The following is a 21,151-nucleotide window of genomic DNA, read 5'->3' as shown; positions in this document are numbered from 1 at the left end:
ACCAGCCGCCGGTCAAGTATCGGCAGCTGGCTGCTTAAAGGTGTTTTGATCCCTGTCTCAAAAACGGGGTCAGTCCCTTCCATACCCGTTTTCAACTTAAAGGTGTTTTTATTTGCCTCACTCTATGGGGTCAGTCCCTTTTTCAAAGCAGGCTCTTTTGTTTTGTTCGTCTACCAAAGTCTAAAAACATTAAATTGATCAAACTTTATTCTAAAGTAACACGAGACAGTGCTGTTATTCATATATCCACTGGTTGAAAACTCGAGTATTATACGTTTATTTGCTAGCGATTTTTGCGGCAGCATATTTATATATAGCCATTTTCCCTGCACCTCCGGCAACCCCTACAGCCAATTTACCAGCCCCAGAGGAGTAGAGAAACTGACGGATATACTTAGGACCTTTCAGCAAGATAATCATCAATCCAATAGCCATCATGTAATCCTGCAGCTGTTCTGTGCCAGTAATCATATTGAGGATCATCCATAAAAGAGATACTTGAAATGCTTGAGAGAATACGACGCTAATAGCTTCTCTCCACCAAACAGACCAAATATCAAAGTTCTCGGTTACAATGCTTTGTGCGGCAATTGGAGATGTAACAAGCAATACAATGAACTCGCCAAGACGTTGGATATATTGCATCCCGAGCAAAACAAACAGGATGACAATGATCAAGGCGCCGAGAAAAATAGACAGGTTAGCTGTAGGCGGAATTAATGCAAACTTTTCAAGCATTTTCGTGTCCAGTCCTTTGTCCAAAAAGAATTGAACGATGCTGTTGTTGAGTTTCAATAAAACATCATTTAAGAGCCATGGGGCAGTTGCTGCAAGGACAAACGCCAGAACAGACTTAGATACTACTTCTGCAACACTGCGGCTTTGTACTCCTGCTAGATGATTGAACATAATCCCTATCAATGACCAGGCAACAAACACAATACAAAGGGAAGAAGCAAGCGAAAAAACAAAGTCATAAACAGTTGCAACTTTCGGATACTTAGACAAATCCGTTGGAGTAAGCATGAAAATTTCTAGCCAGTTAAAAGCCATATTCGCAAAATCCCGAACCAGCTCTTGAATCATTTCCTTTAGCCATTCAATCGGGCTTTTGAATACATTCATCTGAAAGCCTCCAATCATTTTATTCGTAATACAGCGTATTGGATTATTTAAAATTTAAAGCTGTTTATAAGATCATCTAGCTCGTCTTGATCTTTTGTTTGCTTTGTATTTAAATTATTTTGTTCGCTTTCTAATTCCTCATCCGTTTGATCCGGCTCCGTTTCTTCCAAGACAATATCTTCAATGATGTATAGAGAATCAGAAGTGGAACCTGTAGAGTCAGGACAAAATACAGCATAATTACTTCGATCAGTAACAGGGTAGTCGTCTCTGGATACTTCCTGCTGCAGCATAACTTTAAAGTGCTTAAAGCGGTCAAACCAAGCTTTTTCTATCCGCATCGGATATTGACCGGATAAAAATAGTAAAGCTTCGTCTTTATTTAGCCGTGTAATTTCATCAGCTGTGATCAGATCACGCCCCATGTATTGGGCTGATTCACTTTTGGATGAAGAGGTAGTGCTGCTTGAATTAGACTGGTTTTTAATTCGAATCGTTGTTTTTCCGGCTAATTGGCTGAAGTACTTGGCTGTTTCGTGTTCGCCGGCTTTTAGCAGCAAGCGAATGTCACAGTTGTTCATAACCTCTTTAGCGATTTCTTTTCCATATACTCGCTCAAGCTGACTGGTGTCCTGCAACACGATTGTTACTTCAATACCAAGGCTTCGTGTCGTAGAAAGTCGTTCTTCAAAGTTGGGTATTTTACCGATATTCGCAAATTCATCAAGCTGCAGTAACACATTGTTTGGCAACGTTCCATAATGCTGATCTGCCAGTCGATACAGCTCTGAAAACATTTGAGTGAAGAAGGTAGTAATCAAAGGGCGGAACTCATTATCAGCAATTGGCATGATGATATAGACGATCATCTTCTTTTTGCCCAAGTCCTCAAATAAAAAGTCATTGGCTGCGGTGAATTTACATACGTCTTCGTACTGCCACGGATTGAGCGTCTGCATAAGCGTAATAAAAACATCACCCATTGTTTTTTCCTTTAAATTCTCAACCGCTGTCTGATAGGCTTTTCTAACAACATGACCCGGTTCAAACTCGTGAAATGCTTTCTTTAGTTCTTCTTCTGGCAATTGTCCTACAGCTATAACGCTTCCCATATGCTGCTCTTGAGGAGGGAGAGCGTACTTAACATATAAAATAAGCGCCTGAAGCACAGAAGTCTGAGCCTGATTCCAAAAATCTTTTCTCAGCTTTGATCCATCACCAGCATTATTGACCAGTGTATCAGCAACCTTAAACGCATCTGAATCTTTTCGAATGTATTCAAATAGATTATATCGATCGGAAACATCACGATTTTTAAAATTAACAAGCCGTACATCATAGCCCTGTTCACGCTTGGCCTGTGATGTTTTTTCATAAAGCTCGCCTTTTGGATCCACCGCGACAATAGATTTACTCGTATTGTTCAAAATGTTCGGGATGATCACGGAGCGCGTTTTACCAGCGCCAGATCCTCCAACGAGAAAAACATTGCGGTTTAAATGGCTGTTTGTATGCTGAATAATCGGTTTGCGTTTGTACATACCTAAAATGGTTCCGTCTCCTTGAAAGGTTGTCGTAATGGAATTGGTTTTGAAAATTTCCGAATCCTTTGCCCAACGTGAAGTGCCGTATGCACCGTATTGGGAAGCTTCTTCATACTTATTCGACTTTTGAAAAAAAGCTTTTCCGGACAAAAGAAGTGTTCCAACAAGAAGAATAGGCTGCATTTGCATAAACAGGTCATTTGAAAATGCTTCTGACATTGTCTGGACTGGATGTAAAAGATTATATTGAAATGCCTCATAGAATGGATTAAATTGATAATTCTTAAATAAAGAAAAATCAATCATTGCTGCAGCACTGATATACTCGGCTGTGCTTCCAGTGATTCCGGCCGCAAGCAGTGATTGTTTCCATTTGTCTTTAGTTACTACCATTATCATCGCGTCCTTTCTTGATTTTGAGCTTTTTTACGGGCCTGTTCTCGTTCCCATTCTTCCTGTTCTAACTCTCGGTTAATTTGGTAAAACAAGTTGTCAATAAATGAAGTATCAATCACCAAGCTAGGTTCTCGTTCATATTGATACGCCAATTCCCGGGGCGGGGGATCGAAAGGACGTATTCTTTCCTTTGTTAATTGGAATTGTTCGCGAAAAAACTTCCGGTCTTCATTTGAAATCTTGAGTCTGTGTTCGACTCCATCCCGGTCGTGATAAGAGGCACGAATAGCTACATGGCAATGGGGGTGGTCTGGATTCCGATGTTCAGCTGCCACCCATTGAAGCCTGTAGCCTTTTTGGATTTCCCACTTTTTCATGACATCCCGTATCATTGCTTGATAATCCCCAGGTTCAAATCCAGATCTCGTCCACTCATCTCCAGACATTGAAAACAAAATGGTATGAATATGTGGAACATCTGGATGAGAGAAGCGTTTTTCTTTTAAAGAATCAATAAATCTCTCTGCATCGGCAGCATCGTGGCGCTCAGAAAAAAGTCCGAGTGACTCAGATCGATCTTCCCGTTCTCTGAAACCAATATATCGAATATGAGAACGTGCATCTTCAAAGGACTTAATATACTTGTGAGAAGCATATGCACCAATTTTTCACACTCCCTTTATTGTATATTAGATTAAAAAATAGATAGTTTTATACACTCATTTGATCATTTGGTTTTCCTTTCTTTTGTTCCTGATGATCGGTGAGCGCCATTTTTCGCAAGTTCTTTACTGCTTGTTTTCCGTTAGAAGAGATCGAGTATTGGTCACTGATTCGAATACGATTCTGATTTAAGATCCGTGCATCTAAAAACATCTCCAGAACATCTTCAACGCCTTTTACAATTTGATTATGGAAAACAGGCGTAGCATATAAAGCAGCGGTTGATTCAACTTGCGTTTTGTAAATCATTTTTGCTAGCCGATTAATCTGGTCATCGACTGCCTGCTTAACGCTGTGAGCGATTCGTGGAGCATATAAATCATCAAACAAAAGCTGTCCGTCTCTAGCAATGTACTGCTTCATTAATTCTTCAATTTCAGCATTATGATGCTGCTTTTTTCGGTTAGCAATTTTCTCAAACTCAGCAAGTACTCCTTGATCAATTCGGATATTTTTTTGCTGTTTCCTGGCCATTTCGTTCCTCCTTTAAAGCCATTAAATTAAGGTGCTTGTTTTCTGCTGAAATACAGGTGCTAGCACCTTAATAGCTTTCATAATACAGTATATCGGATTAATTATAGCTAGTCAAAAATAGGAGGTAGCTGTTTCAGCCCATGCGAAGCATGGCTTTTAATCCCCTTGCTAGGGGATTTATCTCCGCCACCCTACCTAATGCCTAGCATTCGGCTTGAGGGGAGGGGGTCGCTTGCGGAGGGCTTAGCCCTTGCTGCGCGTTTTTTGCAGCAAGGCCATGTTTAGATTTTAATCTTAGTGAAGTATAATGGATTGAAAAAGGGGCTGACAAAATTGCCAAAATTAAATAAAGGAAAAACCATTAAATTAAGCATTCGATTATCTGCGGGTGCAAGAGAAAAGATTGAAACAGCGGCCAAAAATTTGGGTGTTTCGATGGCTGGTGTTATTTTATTTGAATTAACAAAACTGCTTAAGAACCCGCCGTCAAAATCAGAAATTACTGATCTTGAAGATACAATGACGCTTGAGCGTGAGCACTTCGTTTTAACGGTAAATGAAAATCTGATGAACCAGATCAACCAGCTGGCTGAGGATTACGAATTGAAAAAGAATCGACTGATTGGATATATTGTATCGAATCACTTTCAAAATGCAGTTCATACAGGGAAAGAAAATGAGGTTGAATCAAAGAAGTTAATGGTTCAAGTGAATGAGACATTAAAAAAAAAGATGATGGAATACAGTGAGAAACATTATATTCCCTTAAATGCTTTGGTTTCGTATTCTGTTTTACAGGGGCCTTCTGAGAATTTACCTTCATATGAAGGAGGGGAAATGGTTACTTTCTTTACTAACGTTCCAGCTTACATTGGAAACATGATAAAAGAAAGGGCTGAAGAAGAGAACATCCGGGAGCATTTCTATACTTCCCTGTGTTTATATAAACAATTTATGTTGCCAGAAGGACGATTTTATGACTCCTAAAATTCATTTTTGAAGAGAAAAAGGTGATTAAATATGGATGTTGATATTAGTTATTTGCCAGCTCATTATTTCAGCAGTGATCCTGATAATGGGGGCTTTTTTCCGTTTGCTATTGAGGGGCCAACTAATTATGTCTTTGATATCGGCAATATTTATCTTCCTGATGATGGAGATCGCTGGCTGCCGATGTGGATGAAAAACCTTTCAGCATTCCCACTTTATTGTTGTATGGAGGTTCCTTCATATTGGAAAGAAGAATTCGAAGAGATTTGTAAGAGTAACCACATTGCTTATAAGTCATTAGCTTATAAGAAAAAATCCGATATGAAAATTGCAGAAGTGCATGGTCTTAAACAATTTCAAATGCTTTTACCATTTTGTATTACTATTGGCAGTTCAAATAGTTTAGCTTTATGGTCAACCAATAGAGCTGCTTTTAGCGTAGAGAAAAGAAAATGGAAAGGAAATTGGTTTAAGAAATTTGATGATTCAGTAGTAGTGCATTTAGAAGAAGGCTCAAGTGTTTTTTGGATTGGTTATGATGGAACAAGTATAGCTGTCATTTCAAATAACCATCTATTTTCTACCTATGAAAAATTAATCAGCACGTTTCCTGAATATATGAAGCCTACTTTTTGGGAATTGGAATAGAAAGGCAAAATTGCTTGCAAGTGTAGCAAGTGAGGAGAGAAGATGAAGATAGAACAAGCAACAAAAGAAGAAATTAATGAGTTGAAAGCAAAATTTAAGAAATTTAATGTGGATCTCCTTGAAGAACCAAGCGAGTACTTTAATTTTGTCGGCATTATGGATGTATATAACTATGTTCTTTCTGAACAAGAAGCAAATGACCTTTTAGGGTACAATGAGCATAATTTAAGATATAGCTCTCATTTCCAAAAGACATTTATCCAGCTTTTTAACATTGAAAAAGAAGTATATGTACATGTTTACAAGAAGGGATTAAGCAAGGCACAATTCAAATTTATTTTAAGTTCATTAAACCGCAGGGAAGCGAGCTTTTTTAGGAAGTTATTCACGACTAAAAAAGGGATTTATAAAATAAAAGATGAAGAAACTTTATCCGTCTTTGTTAAACTCTCAATAAACGAAATCTATTTTTCAACGTTCTTTTTTTATTCACTAGATACGGTTGTTGTAGGGAATTACGATCTTTGCTTCCCACTATACAGCAAAACAATAGAAGGGTTTAATAAATGCAAACAAATCATTGAACAAAATGGTTTGTTCATACGAAGTTAACCTGTAAAAATGGTTAATTTCCCCTATTTATTTTTAATCTAATATACTGTATTGTGATCTTTGAAAGGTTGAAAGATTGTATGAATGATCAAATCCAGAAAGGTGGTGAACGTTTTTGGAAGACAAGAAATTGATTGTTCGATTGAATGTAGATGTTCCAATGAAGCTAAAAAGGCGAATTAAGGTGTATTGTGCAAGGGAAGATGTAGATATAAAGGAAATAGTAATTCTGGCTATGGAAAGTTTCTTAGATGAAATGGAGAAGGATCTAATTCATTCTCAAATTCGTGAGTAGTAAAATTCCTTGGTTAACTTTTAATCTAATATACTGTATTCTGGTTAATAAAAACGAAAGTAAGGAGAGGTCTGACCGTGAAATCAGTTATGAAAAGTTCGTTTACCAGATTATGTGCATCAGTTATAGCTGTTCTGTTCTTCCTTGTTCCAACGTCTGCAAGTGCTACAGCACCATCTTCTTACGTTAACAAAATCTCCGATGGGTTATTCGCAGAGATCCTAAAAGTGGCTCCTAAGATTGCGCTTGTTGTGATCGGGTTTTCTTTCTTGATGTACATTATGGCTGGTGACGAGCACAAGAAAAGTAAACATAAAAGCACGGCCTATATAGCAATTGTTGCTTATCTGATTTTGCTTGTATTGCAGCCGTTACTAGGCTGGCTGGGTGGATTGATTTAATGACGAAAAGAAAAGCACTCTTTGGCTTCAAGGGGTGCTTTCTTTATAAGAACGGGAGTTGAGATTGTGAGGGAGAAAAAGCAATTCTTCATTCCAAAAAACTATGACAAAAAGTTTGAATGGATTCCAGGCATTTCAGGATGGCAGCACGTTGCATTTCTGCCGATTATTGCATTGGATTTTATGATTCTTCAGCATACGCCGTTTAGCTTTTCAAACAAAATAACGTTTATTGCGATTTCGCTTGGGCTCCCATGGATTTTAATGGGGACACATCCAGTTCGAGAAAACGTTCCATTGTATAAACACCTTTACTGGAAGCTAAAGTTTTTGAACCGGCAGCGGTTATTCCAATACAGGAAAGAAGGTTATCCGAATGAAATGGACCAGTCTCAAGAAAAAAACGAAAGAAGTAAAGCAGAAGGAAAAAGCGTTGAAGTCGGTCCAGCAGCTAATTCCCCTCAAGGAAATCGAGCAGGGAAAGCTGATCACGCCAGACAACAAAATGGTCCAATGCTTGAAGGTATCGGCTATCAACCTGGAGCTGACAAGCAACGCGGAGTGCAATGAGCTTTTTGAGTTATTTGAAGGGTTTTTAGTAACACTGACATACTCGGTTCAGCTTACGAATGTTTCCATGCCGGTTGATCTGAAAAGCTATATTGCGGAGCAGGAGCGCATGAACTTTTTAACTAAAAACCCATATAAGCGTCAACTGCAGGAAAGTTACATTGAGTACGCCAAAGAGATCGAAATCAGCCAGGATATTATGCAGCGTCAACGATACGTCATTTTTTGTGAGCAAATGAAGGAAGATACACCACAAGTTCGTTACGAAACGATGCTCGAACTTGAAGAAAAGAAAGAGGAAATTATCACTTCACTCTTAGAGCTTGAACTCACAGCAGAAGAAGTCACAGATCTTGAGCTATTGCGTTACCTCCACACACTGTTTGATTACAACGAAGCGCAAAACAGGCCTATCGAAAGTTCAACGATTTCACAGATCATTCAGGGAGGGAAAGAAAATGTTTAAAAAACCGGCAGTGACTGAACAGACTCAGGCAATGACTCTCAAAGATCTAATTGCACCTGCACCTATTTTCCAAGAGGAAATGTCACATATTCGTTTAGGTGATAACTTTGCTCGAACCTTCCTGGTGATTGACTTTCCACGACAGCCTAAGGGGAATTTTCTTTCAAAACTGTATCGCTTTAAAGGAAATCTAACGGTATCCACTCATTTGATTCCAAAGCCTTCTGATGAATACATTAAGCAGACAGAACGGTCCATCAGTGAATTGAATACAGAGTTGCACGGCAAAAGAGTCGTAAAAATGAAGCCTGCACGTAAGCTGGAACTCGAACAAAAGCTACATGCAGCTGAAAACACGCTTGAAAAACTAATGAGTGGCGATAATAAAAGTATTTTTCATGTTCATATGTATCTTCATCTCCAGGCACCTTCTTTGGATGAATTGGATAGAGCAACTAAACGGCTAAAAGTGAATGCCTTTAAACGAGGTCTGCGAATTGCACAAGCGGACGCAAACATGGTAGAAGCGTTTAAGTCCGTCTTGCCTACACTGTCAAACGCGATGCCAGAAATGACGTATCGTAACTTTGATACGGAAGCAGCAAGCAGTCTTTTTCCTTTTGATGAATCGGAGCTTTTCCATAATAGGGGGATCATTAAAGGAATTAATTTGACTACAGACAGCCTTGTATTAATCGATCAAAAAGCATTAGCTTCTCACAATGAATTTATTGTAGGACAGACGGGAATGGGGAAAACCTTTTATTTGATGAAAGACCTGCTGCGAAAATGGATGACAGGAGACCGTGTATTTGTCATTGATCCAGAGGGGGAAATCTCAAAAGTGTGTAAAAAGGTTGGCGGCCAAGTTATTAAAATGTCACCCATGTCTAAATCTGTTGTAAACATTTTAGAAATTAAAGCATCAATGGATTCAGCCGATTTAGAAGTGGACGATTCAGAGGAATCGGAAGTGTTGCCGTTATTATTTCAAAAGATTCAGCGCTTAAAAATTTTCTTTAAGCTGATCAAAAAGAATATGGAAATTGTAGAAATGGCTCAGTTGGAGAAAGCTATCATTGCTACGTATGAGCAAAAAGGGATTGGCTTTGTAACAGACTTTAAACGATTGAAAGCCGCGGATTTTCCGATACTGGAAGATTTGTATAACGAGATTGAAAACAGGGAACGGTATTCGCATTTACAAGACTTTCGAGAAATTCTTTATATGTATGTAAAAGGATCCAACAGCCGGATGTTTAATGGACATACCAATGTTGATCTAAACAATGATTTTATTTCTTTCGACTTAAAAGAGCTTGAAGAAGAATCCGATTCACAAGCGGCAGCCATGTATAACGCTTTAAACTTTTTATGGGATGAGATCACACAAAAGAAAGAGCAATTCACCTGGCTGAATGTTGATGAAGCTCATACAATTGCGGATCCGGATAATCCAAGGGCCATGAAGTTTTTATATCAGATATACAAGCGTATTCGGAAGTATGACGGCGGAGCGACAGTAGCCACTCAGCAAATAGCTGATTTTTTATCGGCTCAGGAAGGACACAGAAATTATGGACAAGCCATTATTGGCAATTCCATTTCACAATTAATATTGCCATTGAAAGAGAAGGATATTGCCGACTTAAAGAACCATGAAATTCTTAAGCTATCGGAAGAAGAGGAGCTCATTATCAGCAAGTTTCGCCAGGGTGAAGGCATTTATGTGGTCGGAAATAATCGTGTTCATATGAAGGTAGATCATACACCGGAAGAGATGAGGCTGATTCACCCGGAAAAATACGAGAAAATTTACGGACAAAAAGTGGCGATGAAGAATGTACATTAAACTGGCTATACTCATTCATCACAGGAAGAAGCTGCTCATTTTGCTGATTACGATCTTTATGGTTATGTTCATGTTTTTCTTCGGTGCACAAGAACAACAGCAGGAAGGTAAGTACTCCGGGGATGGAACGGGCGGTGAGGCTCAAGTGTCGGCACTTGTTAAGCGATACGAGCCGTTAGTAGCCAAATATGCAGCGCAATATGGAGTTTCTGATTATACTCAGCTGCTCCTTGCGAAAATGATGCAGGAGTCAGGAGGAAGGCTGCCGGATGTTATGCAGTCTTCCGAATCGATCGGATTACCGAGAAATACAATTACTGATCCGGAACAGTCTATTGATGTTGGTGTGAAGTACTTTGCTGGTGTACTGAAAAAAGCCGGTGGAGATGTGAAGCTGGCTTTACAGTCGTACAATTTTGGAACAGGGTTTATTGACTACGCAAAAGTACGAGGAGGCTATTCAAAAGAAGTGGCACAATCCTTTTCCAATATGATGGCTTCAAAGATGGGGTGGAATCGATATGGAGATGTAAATTACGTTGATAACGTCCTACGCTACTACACTGGTGCCACATATGGAGTAAGTGCAGCAGAAACAGGTACCCCAAATGCAATGGGGTTAATTCAACCGCTCGATACAAAGGTTACTTCACCGTTTGGGGTAAGGATTCATCCGATAACCGGCGTTGCTAAGCTGCACGCAGGCATTGATTATAGCTGCAATCAGTCACCGGTCCCAATTCGGTCAGTCAAAAAAGGCACAGTTACAAAAGCAGGTTGGCAAAATCCAAGTAATTATAACGCCGGATATGGACAGCGTGTTTATATTGATCATGGAGGTGGCCTTGTCACAGTGTATGCGCATCTCTCGAAAATCCAAGTGAAGGTTGGCCAGCCAATAGACCAAGGTCAATCAATCGGATTATGCGGGACAACAGGCTCTAGTACGGGTATGCATCTTCATTTTGAAACCATTGTTAACGGCATGAAGATTGATCCAAAACCATTTGTAGGAGGAGGAGCATGAATAAAAAATATCTTTCAATTATTTTAATCGTATTATTGATTTTCTCACTAGTGAGTAGCTTTGCTTTATATGATCTATGGCAGCAAGAAAAAGACAAAGCAATTCAATTAAAACAAGAATTAAATGGGGCTAATAAGCAAATTGAAGCATTGAATAGCAACCACGAACAAGAAATTAATAAAGCCGCGTCTAATTTCGTTGAAAGGTTATTTACCTATGACCCGCGTGTTTATGAGAATGGCAGACAAGCAGCACTAAAGATGACGATTGGTGGAGCTAAAGAAAAGATAACAAAAGAACAGAGTAGGGATCCATATGAAGAGTTTAGAGAGCAGGGGGAGACAACTATTTCATTAGTAAATATAACGGATTCAGTTTATAACAAGACAGGAAATGAGACCGCTGAGGTAATTGTTCAGTTTGAACAGGAACTGGTGTTGAAAGGGATTCGAACAAAAACAATAAATGAAATGAAGCTATGGATGCATTACACAGGCGGGGAATGGAAGATAAAAAACTATGAAATGATGCAGGTTGCATAAGTTATAAATGCACTTTTGCCAGGCTAGGTTAAATACAAAAGGAGGAACAACAATGATTTCGGTAACAATCGATGAAGCAGCGCTTCTAGAGATTTACCGTGAAGAAGTGCAAAAAAAGCTAGAGGCAGCTGATAGAGAACTTGTTTATTGGGACACCCCGGAATTAAAGCGCCGTATTTGTATGAGCTGGAACACCATTCAAGAAACATTTTTTCATGATCCGCGTTTTCCGAAACATAAGATTGGTTCTAAGTGGTATTATCCAGCAAAAGAGGCAGAGGAATTTCTATTGGTATGGTTTGAAGAGCAATATTTATCCGGCAAGAAAAGGAGGAGTTTGAGGTGACAATCGGAAAAAAAATAGCCGAAGCACGGAAACGGACAGGTCATTCTCAACGTTCGCTTTCAGAAGAAGAAGGAATGGCCATTTCGAAAGAATCAATAGCGAAATATGAAGCAGGGACACGAACATTTCCAAAAGATATGTATCCACGGGTAGCCCAAGCATTGGATGATCCGCAGTTTTATTTTGAAGCATGGGAAGAAACAACAGGCTTTGTCAATATTCCTTATCTGGACGGGGCCTTCATTGATCATAGGACAGCTTCACTAGTTCATCTAGTAAGAATGGAAACTGAAAAAGCGATGAGGGGCATGGAAAAAACGTATTGGTTCAAACCGCCAGACCAGTATTCTGAAATTGAAAAGGAAGAAGTTCAGAAAGTGGTGAAAGAATTGCTTGATGCGGCGGTCAGTATAATGAATCTTGTCGCAGCACTTTGTAAAGAACACCGATTTTCGATGAAGCTAATCTTTTGTCAATGGAGAACTAGTTTGAAAGAGAAGCAGTATGAAAAATGACGAATGAAATAAAAGGTTCAGAAAACAAGCTTAAGGCTTAAATTTTTTGAGTCAAAATTATTGACTCAAATTTGAACCTAGTCAAAACCTTGATCAAGTTTTAAAAAAGAGGCTAGAAACCTTTATAAACCATGATGTAATAGCATTTACAGGAGAAACCGGTTGGACTCCCACAATCTCCATAATTTAAATTTATGGAGTTTTAAGCAATACCACAATCCTTGATATATAAGGATTGTGGTGTTTTTGTTTTGGTATACAATAATAATGCTATTTAACAAAGCCTAATTTATAAATAGTTGCTTACTTAATTTTAATTTTTGTTCTAATGAAGCGATGATCTCTAAAAATTCCACCGATTCACATAAGCTTCGTTCATAGGTATAAATATCATTCAAAAATAATTCACCAACTACCTTAGGTTCACCATTTATATAGTTATTTGTCAGTACTAAAGTAGATGCAAATTGATTTTTATTCACTTCTGAAGAGTGGAAAACGTTGCTGTTTACTGAGTAATATTGTCCGGATGTAAAGCTTTCTTCGCTAATAAATTGGCAATTTATTTTCTGATTTAAAGATTGTAAAATAGATTTATTATTATCATACTTGACAGTATACAATTTATGGGTTGAATTTATAAGATCTTCTTCAATTTGATAAATACGATTGGTAACAGATCCACTAAGTATATGACTGTTTACAGTAAACACATGATCATGTATTGGAAAAGATGGGTTTTGGGTTTTACGTTTGTTTGGTAACCAAATATGTAACCTGATTGTTCCAATACCATCTATATGACCGAGATTAGCATGTATAAAACCTAAGGGATGCCAGTTTCCAATTAAGGAGTTGTCCTGTTTTTTTAAAGAAATTATCTCTAAAAGCAGTGATTTTATTTGCTCATGAGGTGCTTTATTGACAAGATTCACTGCTAAAGTTAATAAAATTTTATCCATATGGATTTTCCTTGTCCTTTGCTAATTTAATTATTTCTTCAAGATCTTGGTCACTAATACTAGATTCATAAATGTCTAGATCGTTGAGGAACTTTTTCACATTATTTTTATTTAGATCGGAAAATGGAATTCCCTGGATGCTATGTATTGGTAATATCTTCGATTGTTTTAGACTAAATTTTAACTCTTCACGATAGACTGAGTAATGAAAACTCCCTGCTTCTGCAAAAAGACCTGGATCTTGTTTATCTTCTTTTGTTAGGACTACCAAATTTTCACCTAGGTCTACTCGAAGGAGTGAGAATGCCTTTTTTAGCCCTATTTTTATCTCTAAAAGTGGGTGTTCTGCTGCATAAGCATAAGCTGCAATTATTGAGGCATATATATCCTTCCGAATTCGCTCTAAAGTCCATTCTCCACTCTTATTTGCAGATCGTACCCCGCTTCTGTATTTAATATATTCTTCACAAAGCTTTTTATCGGTAGGATCCAAAAGCAACATAGTAATACTTTTACTGATATTTTGAGTACGGGAATTTTCAGCTAACTCAGGTAAAGTTACTGCGCGGGTGTACCTTGCCGAATTTCCACTGAACCAATACTCATTGGTTTCCCTCGCACGCTTTAATAATCCCCCAATTCTACGTGGTTCAACTGTTTCTAGTTTAGGTTCATTTTCAACAGCAGGTGTTAACCAAAATACTAGTGAAGCTATTGCAATAGTTACGAAACCTGTTGCAAATAAGTTATCAAGGATCAGGTTTAAAATAGAATCTAAGCCGAGTCTCTCAGTATTAAATATAACAGGAATAATAAATAAACGGATTAATTCAACTAAGGCTAAGAAAGAAAATGATATAATGTAAAATATTCTACGTTGATATGTTGAAACAAGTATTTTTTCCATTATAGGGACCCTCACAGTCTTAAATATTTTAGAACAAATTACCTTTCTTATTATCAGTGAGAACTTTTAAAATTTCCAAATTGATTATACGTTTAACATGCAAGGCCAAAACCCTGAGCGTAGAACAAATTTAACATTTAATTTAACAGAGCAGTATTATAAAACAGGTCAAAAATGTATGCTGAAAATGATGACGATAGAAGGTAATAAAACGACACCTTATAGTGAAGCGGAACTTACGATTCATATGTATAATGCGTTGTATTAAAGAAAATACGATTTTGCGTTAGTTGGCAAAATGATATTTTTATTTAGTAATTAATTATTTTAATATTTAAAGGTACATATTCTTTGAATTCAGGTGATTTTGGTGAACTAGATATTGTGCTAGACATAAGTATATCTAGCTGTTTTACAGTTTCAATATAAGAATGAGAGATACGGCTATCTGCATGGAACATTTTATCTTTTAACGTATCTGCTACAAGCGATACCATCTTATAAACGTTTTTCACTTCTTCTAATTCATTTTGATTTATTTTTGATTTATTCAATTTTTTCGTTAGGTCCACATTTAAAGTTTTTAGTTTGTCTTCAAAAAAAGTTAAAATTCGAGATTCTTCATTAATTAATAGCTGTGTAAATTCTAAATTTGCGATTGCAATCCCCATTTTTTCTACTTGATAATTTATTTCACTACTATAGGTTTTAGCTTCTTCCAAATATTCTTTAGCTGCATTTAAATTGGCCTTATTTGTACTATTACTAAGGAACAGATTAATTAGATCTACACTAGTGTTAGAATATCCCATGAATGAAGCTGTGAAATTTTTAGATGGTAATTGAATACTTGTATTAAATTTGTTTAAGGTAGGTGCGATTTTACTTTCCCAATCGGTATTTTCAAAAAGCGTACTTAATTTTTGTGAGTCATTCACAGTTGTATTTAATAGTGATTTTTTTTGATCTAAAAGTTTATTCAATAAGCCCTTTACTTCTGAATGTTTTTTTTCGACTTTTACTCGCTGGCGCTCTAGTTTTGCATTGGCCTTAGCAATAATTTCATCTGCTTCTTCTTTAGTATCGTTAGCAATCTTTTTATCACTAGGACCCAACCCCACAATGTCACGCGCTGTATCGACAACAATATCTTTCATTTCTTGTTTAGTTTGCTCAGTTGTTTCCACAATATCTTTAATTGCTCTACCTAATTCCGTTTTTGGTTCAGAACCTGAGCCAGTAACTAATTTTGAAATATCAGGTCGTGAATATCCCCCATTATAACCACCGCTACTCGTAGTTTTCGTAACGCTCCCAAATAAAGATTTTAAAAAACTCATTTGTCTATTCCTCCTAATTCGGCAGTTATTTTAAAAATAGCTTCTTTGTCATTGTGTTGAATAGCAAGTTGAAGCTTTACGTTTAATTCGGCAATTTTGTTGCTGCGTTCATCGAAAAAATTATCGATATTCTTTTTTACTGTATTAGATCCATTGTTTAATACTTCTGTGTATTTTTTTAAACTAGCAATTGTTTGATTTTGTTTGATTTTTTCTTGTTGAACGATTTCCATATAATTAAGAATTTTTTTCTGTGACTCTTCATTTATCACATTTATTCCACCTTAAATTAATTAATATCTTCAATTTTTAATAAAGGATTTCCATTTAAAGGGTCTTGGCTGTATGTTGACTTGATTAAAGCTGTTGCAGCATGGATCATATCGGAATCTTTTTCTCGCATTCCATACTGCATCATTTCTTCTGCAATATCATATATTCTGTGACGTTCTTCAAAGCGTTTTCCTAAATAAAATGTAAAGGATTGTGTTTCAGCTTCAATTTTCTTGGTTAATGCGAGCAAAGTTGCTCGGATACGTATTCTTTCCGTTTGTTCTTTTTCTTGAATTTCTTTATATTTGCCATAGGTTACGATTAATTCATTTACAATTTTTCCAGTCTCGGCTAATACAAGTGGATTAACTGACAAATTTACCCCTCCTCACTGAGTCAAATGATATAGTATAAAATGTAGCTTATATAACTATTATACCTTTTCATGGATAAAATTTGAAACTGAAAGAAGTGTAGATTTAACAAATATGAAAAGCTGCCATATACTTTTTTTGTAATTAGTGGATTCGAGAGGGATATACATACTCAAAATCGGTGAAATAATCAAAGGGTCATTTTGGCCAGAAATTGTTGAAATGAAGCATTTTGAAGAAATCGATGAAGAGTTATATTTAGTAGAGTCGATTGGACGCAAAACAAATAAATATTATGAACAATACCTCGATAGAGCACTGCTGAGTCAGCTTGAAAACATTTATGAAGAAGAAAGCACATTTAATGCAGAGCGCCTATAACATTACTTGCAATATTATATATTAAAAAATGAAACTTTGGTTATCGAATAAATATGTAGAGGCGTGTTTTAAGAGGGAGTGATCCATTTAAAATGAAAAAAACCGGTGAAGAACGATTCCTGCTTAGGAATACCGAGACAGATATGCGGCTTTTGGAATTTTGGCAGTGGAACCAATCAGATCTTCTAAGTAATGCGCTTCGTGGAACACTTGCGGAGTTTATTGTAGCAAAAGCTGTAACTGCAACCAACAAAATGAGAATTGAGTGGGATGCATTTGACCTTGTAACTCCAGCGGGTATCAAGATTGAAGTAAAGTCGGCCGCTTATCTGCAGTCATGGCAGCAAGCAAAAAATTCGACTATCAGCTTTGGGATTGCTCCTGCAAAGGGATGGGAAGCTAGCACAAATACATATGCTGCAGAAATAAAAAGGAGCGCAGATGTGTATGTTTTCTGTTTGCTAAATGAAAAGGACCGAAGCGTTGTAAATCCACTGAATCTGGACCAATGGGAATTTTTTGTTCTTTCAACTGAGCAGATAAATCAAGAAAAAGGAAATCAAAAGACAATTGGCTTAAACAGCCTTTTAAAAATGAAGCCGGTCAGAACAGGTTTTCTTGGACTTGCGGAAGCCGTGCAAGAGGTAGTGATGAAATAAATGAGCATGATCCTCCAACAAAAAGTATATCCTTCCCTCCTTGGTCTGGTCGATTAGATCGATAATATTTTTATCAGTCCTATTAAAAAAAGAGTGTCTAGAATTTAAGACTTTTGGATGACAGACGTTTCTTTAAGTTTCTTTATGATCATCAAAACAATTAGAATTTTAATTAGGAAAATTGAAATAGGTCACTTTATTTATGATATTTGGTAAAATATACTTGATATTTCAATCTAATAGGGGGAATTTGAATGCGTGATTATAATTTAGAGTTAGATGATTTTTGTTATGAAGCTCATCATATCAAGAAAGTTTTTGACGAAATAAAAAATAATTTTAAAGATTATTTTGAAAAATATGTTGCATCAAGAGGTGGGATAATTGTCAACAATGAGGCAATTGAATCTCTTAAAGAACAAATGAATATTAATAGTAATATCAAGGTTACGATAGATAAATCTAAATTTCAAAAAAATCTTGAAGCTATTAAAAATAATGCTATTAAAGAATTTAATAAAGATGTTGAAGAATATGAAGAATTATTTGATTTAGAAACCTTAGAGGAGTATGAAGAAGACCCAGCAGGTTTTAAAAATGATCTAAAAAGAGATTGCTCCATGATTAGAAAAACATTGAATAGTAAAGACAGAAGTTTAGACCAATTTAAAATTAAATTTAATTGTTGTAATGCGAATTATTTATTAGAAGTAATGACAAACATTGCAGCTTATCTAGATGAGTATCCTGAAAAATGGAATGGTTATGATTACAATGGTGATTATAAAATAGAAGATTTAATAGAAGATGATCTATTAGAACAATCAATTTTTGATACAACAGGTTATGGAGTAGATGGTGTAATTGGTGGAGGTATTAAAAGTTATATAGCACATAAATTATTACCTCAATATTTTCCACATCGCTCTAGAGAAGCTATTTGGGCATTGTGGTATTTAACCAATAAGCAGGATTTCGGTTGCGAACAAGATTCTGAATTTTTAATGATATTAACTGATAAAGTAGTTACTCAACAAAATTTCTACTATCCATACCAATTATTTGGTATATATAGTTATCTAATTTATCGTTTATTGTTAGAAAAATATAACGAACTAGGCGTCTATTTTCTAGAAAATCACCGTTATATTTTTGTTAATGACTTTTTAAAATTTGTAGCAAATCGCCATAATGGCGAAATTGCTGAATTAACTAGAAACATTCGAGAGGAATGGGTTTAATGCAATTAGAAGAAGTGTTTAAAGAATATTTCCCTCAAATGGCTAAAGAAATAAAATTGAAAGAAATACAAAAGAAAGTAATTGAAAATGTATTAGGTGTTAATAATACGTTAGCTATTTTACCAACTGGTGGAGGAAAATCGCTGATTTATTGGTTATCAGGAATGGCACTTCGCGGAATAACAATTGTTGTTTCACCTCTAATTGCCTTAATAGATGAACAAGCAGAGAAACTGAGTGAACAAAATATATCTGTTTTAAAATTACACTCAGATGTTAAACAAAAAGAACAAATAGAATTATTGTCCAAATTATATAATGGAGAATATACGCCTAGTTTCATCTTTGTGAGTCCAGAACGTTTAGCAATGGATGGATTATTAGAAAAGGCGTTAAAGAATCGTAAAGAAGATATTAAATTGATTGTAATTGATGAAATACATTGTATTTCACAGTGGGGAGAGAGTTTTAGACCTTTATATACTCATATTCCTACTTTTTTAAATACGGTATTTGATAAGTGGCCAGTTGTTTTAGGGCTTTCTGCTACTTTGAATGTATTAGAAGTTGAAGATATAAAAAAGAGCTTTTATATTAACGATAAAAATGTCATAAAAGATGTTCAATTAATGCGAACTGAGATTAATTTAATCTGTAAGCATTTTAATGATGAGGATGAAAAAGAAGAGACCTTTTGGAACTTATTAGAGCTACATAAGAATGAAAAAACATTAGTTTATGTATACCGAAAATATAGTAAACGTGGAGTGGAAGATTTTTCAGAGAAGGCAAAAGAAAAAGGAATTAAATCAGTTTATTTCCACGCAGATTTATCAAGTAATGAAAAACAAAACATTATAAGAAAATATAAAAATAATGAGATTGATTTAATATTTGCAACGAATGCGTTTGGAATGGGAATTGATATTCCAGATATAAAATTAGTTATTCATTTTATGATTCCTGAATCAATTGCACAGTATTATCAAGAGGTGGGGCGTGCTTCCCGTAATAAAGAAACATCAAATGCTTACCTTTTATATACGGACAAAAATGTTCAGATTAAGAAAACACATTTTATAAATAAAAGTTTCCCATCATATGAGAAAATTGAAGAAAAGTTTGAAGAAATTAGAGATGGGAAAACAGGCTTTAGAAACATAGAATACTATAATGATGATACATTGCAATTATGTTTACCATACTTATTAGATGTTGGAGCAGTAAAGATATGTGCGAAAGCCATTCATTCATTGAAAATTTTAGAGAATATAAAAAATACAGATCTCCAATTAGCATTAGAGGCTTCAAAGCCAAAAACATTTATAACAACTTTGAAGAAAACGGATTACACCCCAGAAGAACTTTCTGATTTGGTTTTTGAATCATTGTTAAAGGGAGAATGTAGTGTTAAAAGAAGTTTGGCAAAATGTCTAATAGTTGAAGTATTAGTTGATGATTTAAAACCTTTTGAACAACGAATAAATGAAATGATTAAGGAGAAGAAGAAATTTAAATATGATCAGCTTGATTATTTCGTTTATACAATTGATCGTACAGAAAATTCTGTTGAGCTGCATCAAGAGATAGCTCAATTTCTTGGAGTGAGTAAGTGGGATTTAAATAAGATTTATGCAACAGAAAAAGGAGATAAAGTTCGATCAAAATCTGAAGTAGTCATTGCAAACACTTTATTTAATAAAAACATACCGTATGAATATGAAAAAACATTGTTGTTATCAAACGGCAAACAGATGTCTCCAGACTTCACAATTCAACTGAGTGGAAAAACTTATTTTTTAGAACATATCGGAATGCTAAATAATGAACAATATTCGGAACGATGGTTAGAAAAAAGAAAATTATACGATAAATTTTATAAAGAGAACTTGTTAATTACCTATGAATCTCCAAACTTAGCAACTGACGCCTTAAATTTAATAAAGAAATTCATTGGAAATTGATGAAATAGAACTAAGAAAAAAAGAAGCGTGTATATTCATCCTAGTTGGACTAGCAAGCAGACAGTGGTATCCTTTGATGTATTCATTTTTCTTTACAAAGTATTTATGTGATTATTAAAAAGTTGGACATGCTTGAAGTAAGATAGAGCGTTGATCAAATGATTGACGCTCTTTTTCATTGAAGTTATCGAACGGTTGGGTTAATTGCAAAAGAATAACAAATTGCAGGCCGCACTATTCTCCTTTTGTATTGAGAAAAATAGTACGTATGTAAAGCCTTAATAAGTACATGTGATAGCATGTCTATTTATTGAGTCCGCGTTTTTTGATGACTTCCCAAATTTTCTGCATTTCCTCTAGCTGTTCTTCTGGTGCTTCTTTTATCTTTTTAAAAAAAGATTTAACACTGAGTTACTAAAGGACTCTCTCAAAATGTTGTAAAGATGAAATAGTAAAACTGAATTATTTAGTATTGTCGAAGCAGCTACAGAAGAGGTAAAAACTATCAAGTAAAGAATAGCCAG

General features: G+C 35.8%; 25 protein-coding genes. 16 read left to right on the top strand and 9 right to left on the bottom strand.

The genetic code is table 11. The features are described 5' to 3' along the window. Positions 1-198: hypothetical protein (locus L2D08_RS07685; RefSeq protein ID WP_242233162.1), on the top strand; the 198-nt coding region annotated here is incomplete at its 5' end. 78 nt (positions 199-276) lie between these two features. Here L2D08_RS07685 and L2D08_RS07680 read toward each other — a convergent pair. From L2D08_RS07680 to L2D08_RS07665, 4 genes are all read right to left on the bottom strand, one after another. After that, entirely contained in the window at positions 277-1,125 is an 849-nt protein-coding gene (locus L2D08_RS07680; RefSeq protein ID WP_242233161.1) for a conjugal transfer protein TrbL family protein, read from the bottom strand. A 47-nt stretch (positions 1,126-1,172) separates the two neighbouring features. After that, the gene (locus L2D08_RS07675) at positions 1,173-3,062 is read right to left on the bottom strand and encodes a VirD4-like conjugal transfer protein, CD1115 family (protein ID WP_242233160.1); all 1,890 of its coding nucleotides are present in this window, start codon (positions 3,060-3,062) and stop codon (positions 1,173-1,175) included. Between the two features lie 2 nt (positions 3,063-3,064). Then, entirely contained in the window at positions 3,065-3,664 is a 600-nt protein-coding gene (locus tag L2D08_RS07670; RefSeq protein WP_483863882.1) for a relaxase/mobilization nuclease domain-containing protein, read from the bottom strand. A gap of 112 nt (positions 3,665-3,776) precedes the next feature. Then, positions 3,777-4,262, bottom strand: a complete 486-nt coding sequence (locus L2D08_RS07665; protein WP_242233158.1) for a hypothetical protein — start codon at positions 4,260-4,262, stop codon at positions 3,777-3,779. A gap of 333 nt (positions 4,263-4,595) precedes the next feature. On the opposite strand from L2D08_RS07665, the gene L2D08_RS07660 reads away from it, so the two are divergent. The 11 genes from L2D08_RS07660 (at position 4,596) to L2D08_RS07610 (ending at position 12,526) form a co-directional block, all read left to right on the top strand. Further along, positions 4,596-5,249 (top strand): hypothetical protein, encoded by a 654-nt coding sequence (locus L2D08_RS07660; protein ID WP_242233157.1) that lies wholly within the window; start codon positions 4,596-4,598, stop codon positions 5,247-5,249. 33 nt (positions 5,250-5,282) lie between these two features. Continuing rightward, positions 5,283-5,900 (top strand): hypothetical protein, encoded by a 618-nt coding sequence (locus L2D08_RS07655; protein WP_242233156.1) that lies wholly within the window; start codon positions 5,283-5,285, stop codon positions 5,898-5,900. A gap of 42 nt (positions 5,901-5,942) precedes the next feature. Then, positions 5,943-6,512, top strand: coding sequence for a hypothetical protein (locus tag L2D08_RS07650; RefSeq protein WP_242233155.1), 570 nt, complete (start codon positions 5,943-5,945; stop codon positions 6,510-6,512). Between the two features lie 115 nt (positions 6,513-6,627). Beyond that, the gene (locus L2D08_RS07645; RefSeq protein ID WP_242233154.1) at positions 6,628-6,807 is read left to right on the top strand and encodes a hypothetical protein; all 180 of its coding nucleotides are present in this window, start codon (positions 6,628-6,630) and stop codon (positions 6,805-6,807) included. Between the two features lie 77 nt (positions 6,808-6,884). Beyond that, positions 6,885-7,208 (top strand): hypothetical protein, encoded by a 324-nt coding sequence (locus tag L2D08_RS07640; RefSeq protein WP_242233153.1) that lies wholly within the window; start codon positions 6,885-6,887, stop codon positions 7,206-7,208. A 376-nt stretch (positions 7,209-7,584) separates the two neighbouring features. Further along, complete coding sequence (locus L2D08_RS07635) at positions 7,585-8,244, top strand: hypothetical protein (protein ID WP_242233152.1); 660 nt, start codon at positions 7,585-7,587, stop codon at positions 8,242-8,244. Then, positions 8,237-10,096, top strand: coding sequence for a VirB4 family type IV secretion system protein (locus L2D08_RS07630; protein ID WP_242233151.1), 1,860 nt, complete (start codon positions 8,237-8,239; stop codon positions 10,094-10,096). The genes L2D08_RS07635 and L2D08_RS07630 overlap by 8 nt, the downstream gene beginning before the upstream one ends. Next, positions 10,086-11,123 carry a lysozyme family protein gene (locus L2D08_RS07625; RefSeq protein ID WP_242233150.1) on the top strand — a complete coding sequence of 346 codons (1,038 nt, stop codon included), beginning with the start codon at positions 10,086-10,088 and terminating at the stop codon, positions 11,121-11,123. Before L2D08_RS07630 ends, L2D08_RS07625 begins: the two co-directional genes overlap by 11 nt. Beyond that, on the top strand, positions 11,120-11,665 hold the full coding sequence (locus tag L2D08_RS07620; protein ID WP_242233149.1) for a hypothetical protein: 546 nt from the start codon (positions 11,120-11,122) through the stop codon (positions 11,663-11,665). The genes L2D08_RS07625 and L2D08_RS07620 overlap by 4 nt, the downstream gene beginning before the upstream one ends. A gap of 52 nt (positions 11,666-11,717) precedes the next feature. Then, on the top strand, positions 11,718-12,011 hold the full coding sequence (locus L2D08_RS07615) for a DUF771 domain-containing protein (RefSeq protein WP_242233148.1): 294 nt from the start codon (positions 11,718-11,720) through the stop codon (positions 12,009-12,011). After that, on the top strand, positions 12,008-12,526 hold the full coding sequence (locus L2D08_RS07610) for a helix-turn-helix domain-containing protein (protein WP_242233147.1): 519 nt from the start codon (positions 12,008-12,010) through the stop codon (positions 12,524-12,526). Before L2D08_RS07615 ends, L2D08_RS07610 begins: the two co-directional genes overlap by 4 nt. Before the next feature lie 284 nt (positions 12,527-12,810). Here the strand turns inward: L2D08_RS07610 and L2D08_RS07605 are convergent, their stop codons facing one another. The 5 genes from L2D08_RS07605 to L2D08_RS07585 all read right to left on the bottom strand — a co-directional run bounded on the left by L2D08_RS07605 (position 12,811) and on the right by L2D08_RS07585 (position 16,384). Continuing rightward, complete coding sequence (locus tag L2D08_RS07605) at positions 12,811-13,488, bottom strand: hypothetical protein (protein WP_242233146.1); 678 nt, start codon at positions 13,486-13,488, stop codon at positions 12,811-12,813. Further along, a complete protein-coding gene (locus L2D08_RS07600) occupies positions 13,481-14,395 on the bottom strand; it encodes a hypothetical protein (protein WP_242233145.1) in 915 nt (304 codons plus the stop codon). Before L2D08_RS07600 ends, L2D08_RS07605 begins: the two co-directional genes overlap by 8 nt. 311 nt (positions 14,396-14,706) lie before the next feature. Next, complete coding sequence (locus L2D08_RS07595; protein ID WP_242233144.1) at positions 14,707-15,735, bottom strand: hypothetical protein; 1,029 nt, start codon at positions 15,733-15,735, stop codon at positions 14,707-14,709. Further along, entirely contained in the window at positions 15,732-16,007 is a 276-nt protein-coding gene (locus L2D08_RS07590) for a hypothetical protein (protein ID WP_242233143.1), read from the bottom strand. The genes L2D08_RS07595 and L2D08_RS07590 overlap by 4 nt, the downstream gene beginning before the upstream one ends. A gap of 17 nt (positions 16,008-16,024) precedes the next feature. After that, complete coding sequence (locus L2D08_RS07585) at positions 16,025-16,384, bottom strand: hypothetical protein (RefSeq protein ID WP_242233142.1); 360 nt, start codon at positions 16,382-16,384, stop codon at positions 16,025-16,027. 220 nt (positions 16,385-16,604) lie between these two features. On the opposite strand from L2D08_RS07585, the gene L2D08_RS07580 reads away from it, so the two are divergent. The 4 genes from L2D08_RS07580 (at position 16,605) to L2D08_RS07565 (ending at position 20,627) form a co-directional block, all read left to right on the top strand. Continuing rightward, positions 16,605-16,763: a hypothetical protein gene (locus tag L2D08_RS07580; protein WP_242233141.1), complete on the top strand. Its 159-nt coding sequence runs from the start codon at positions 16,605-16,607 to the stop codon at positions 16,761-16,763. A 92-nt stretch (positions 16,764-16,855) separates the two neighbouring features. Further along, the gene (locus tag L2D08_RS07575; RefSeq protein WP_242233140.1) at positions 16,856-17,422 is read left to right on the top strand and encodes a hypothetical protein; all 567 of its coding nucleotides are present in this window, start codon (positions 16,856-16,858) and stop codon (positions 17,420-17,422) included. Positions 17,423-17,676: 254 nt separating this feature from the next. Beyond that, positions 17,677-18,663, top strand: coding sequence for a hypothetical protein (locus L2D08_RS07570; RefSeq protein ID WP_242233139.1), 987 nt, complete (start codon positions 17,677-17,679; stop codon positions 18,661-18,663). Beyond that, positions 18,663-20,627: a RecQ family ATP-dependent DNA helicase gene (locus tag L2D08_RS07565; protein ID WP_242233138.1), complete on the top strand. Its 1,965-nt coding sequence runs from the start codon at positions 18,663-18,665 to the stop codon at positions 20,625-20,627. The genes L2D08_RS07570 and L2D08_RS07565 overlap by 1 nt, the downstream gene beginning before the upstream one ends. The last annotated feature ends 524 nt before the right edge of the window (positions 20,628-21,151 follow it).

This window comes from Domibacillus sp. PGB-M46, from assembly GCF_022668875.1.
GTDB lineage: Bacteria > Bacillota > Bacilli > Bacillales > Domibacillaceae > Domibacillus.
The sequence above is the reverse complement of the archived record's forward strand: the minus strand, read 5'-3'. Positions and strand labels throughout refer to the sequence as shown.

Bases quoted from the DNA above. Each gene is read 5' to 3' on its own strand.
- L2D08_RS07570 (WP_242233139.1), top strand. From the start codon at position 17,677: ATGCGTGATTATAATTTAGAGTTAGATGATTTTTGTTATGAAGCTCAT.
- L2D08_RS07655 (WP_242233156.1), top strand. From the start codon at position 5,283: ATGGATGTTGATATTAGTTATTTGCCAGCTCATTATTTCAGCAGTGAT.
- L2D08_RS07680 (WP_242233161.1), bottom strand. From the start codon at position 1,125: ATGAATGTATTCAAAAGCCCGATTGAATGGCTAAAGGAAATGATTCAA.
- L2D08_RS07615 (WP_242233148.1), top strand. From the start codon at position 11,718: ATGATTTCGGTAACAATCGATGAAGCAGCGCTTCTAGAGATTTACCGT.
- L2D08_RS07675 (WP_242233160.1), bottom strand. From the start codon at position 3,062: ATGGTAGTAACTAAAGACAAATGGAAACAATCACTGCTTGCGGCCGGA.
- L2D08_RS07600 (WP_242233145.1), bottom strand. From the start codon at position 14,395: ATGGAAAAAATACTTGTTTCAACATATCAACGTAGAATATTTTACATT.
- L2D08_RS07630 (WP_242233151.1), top strand. From the start codon at position 8,237: ATGTTTAAAAAACCGGCAGTGACTGAACAGACTCAGGCAATGACTCTC.
- L2D08_RS07605 (WP_242233146.1), bottom strand. From the start codon at position 13,488: ATGGATAAAATTTTATTAACTTTAGCAGTGAATCTTGTCAATAAAGCA.
- L2D08_RS07625 (WP_242233150.1), top strand. From the start codon at position 10,086: ATGTACATTAAACTGGCTATACTCATTCATCACAGGAAGAAGCTGCTC.
- L2D08_RS07595 (WP_242233144.1), bottom strand. From the start codon at position 15,735: ATGAGTTTTTTAAAATCTTTATTTGGGAGCGTTACGAAAACTACGAGT.
- L2D08_RS07565 (WP_242233138.1), top strand. From the start codon at position 18,663: ATGCAATTAGAAGAAGTGTTTAAAGAATATTTCCCTCAAATGGCTAAA.
- L2D08_RS07650 (WP_242233155.1), top strand. From the start codon at position 5,943: ATGAAGATAGAACAAGCAACAAAAGAAGAAATTAATGAGTTGAAAGCA.
- L2D08_RS07580 (WP_242233141.1), top strand. From the start codon at position 16,605: ATGAAGCATTTTGAAGAAATCGATGAAGAGTTATATTTAGTAGAGTCG.
- L2D08_RS07620 (WP_242233149.1), top strand. From the start codon at position 11,120: ATGAATAAAAAATATCTTTCAATTATTTTAATCGTATTATTGATTTTC.
- L2D08_RS07665 (WP_242233158.1), bottom strand. From the start codon at position 4,262: ATGGCCAGGAAACAGCAAAAAAATATCCGAATTGATCAAGGAGTACTT.
- L2D08_RS07635 (WP_242233152.1), top strand. From the start codon at position 7,585: ATGAAATGGACCAGTCTCAAGAAAAAAACGAAAGAAGTAAAGCAGAAG.
- L2D08_RS07575 (WP_242233140.1), top strand. From the start codon at position 16,856: ATGAAAAAAACCGGTGAAGAACGATTCCTGCTTAGGAATACCGAGACA.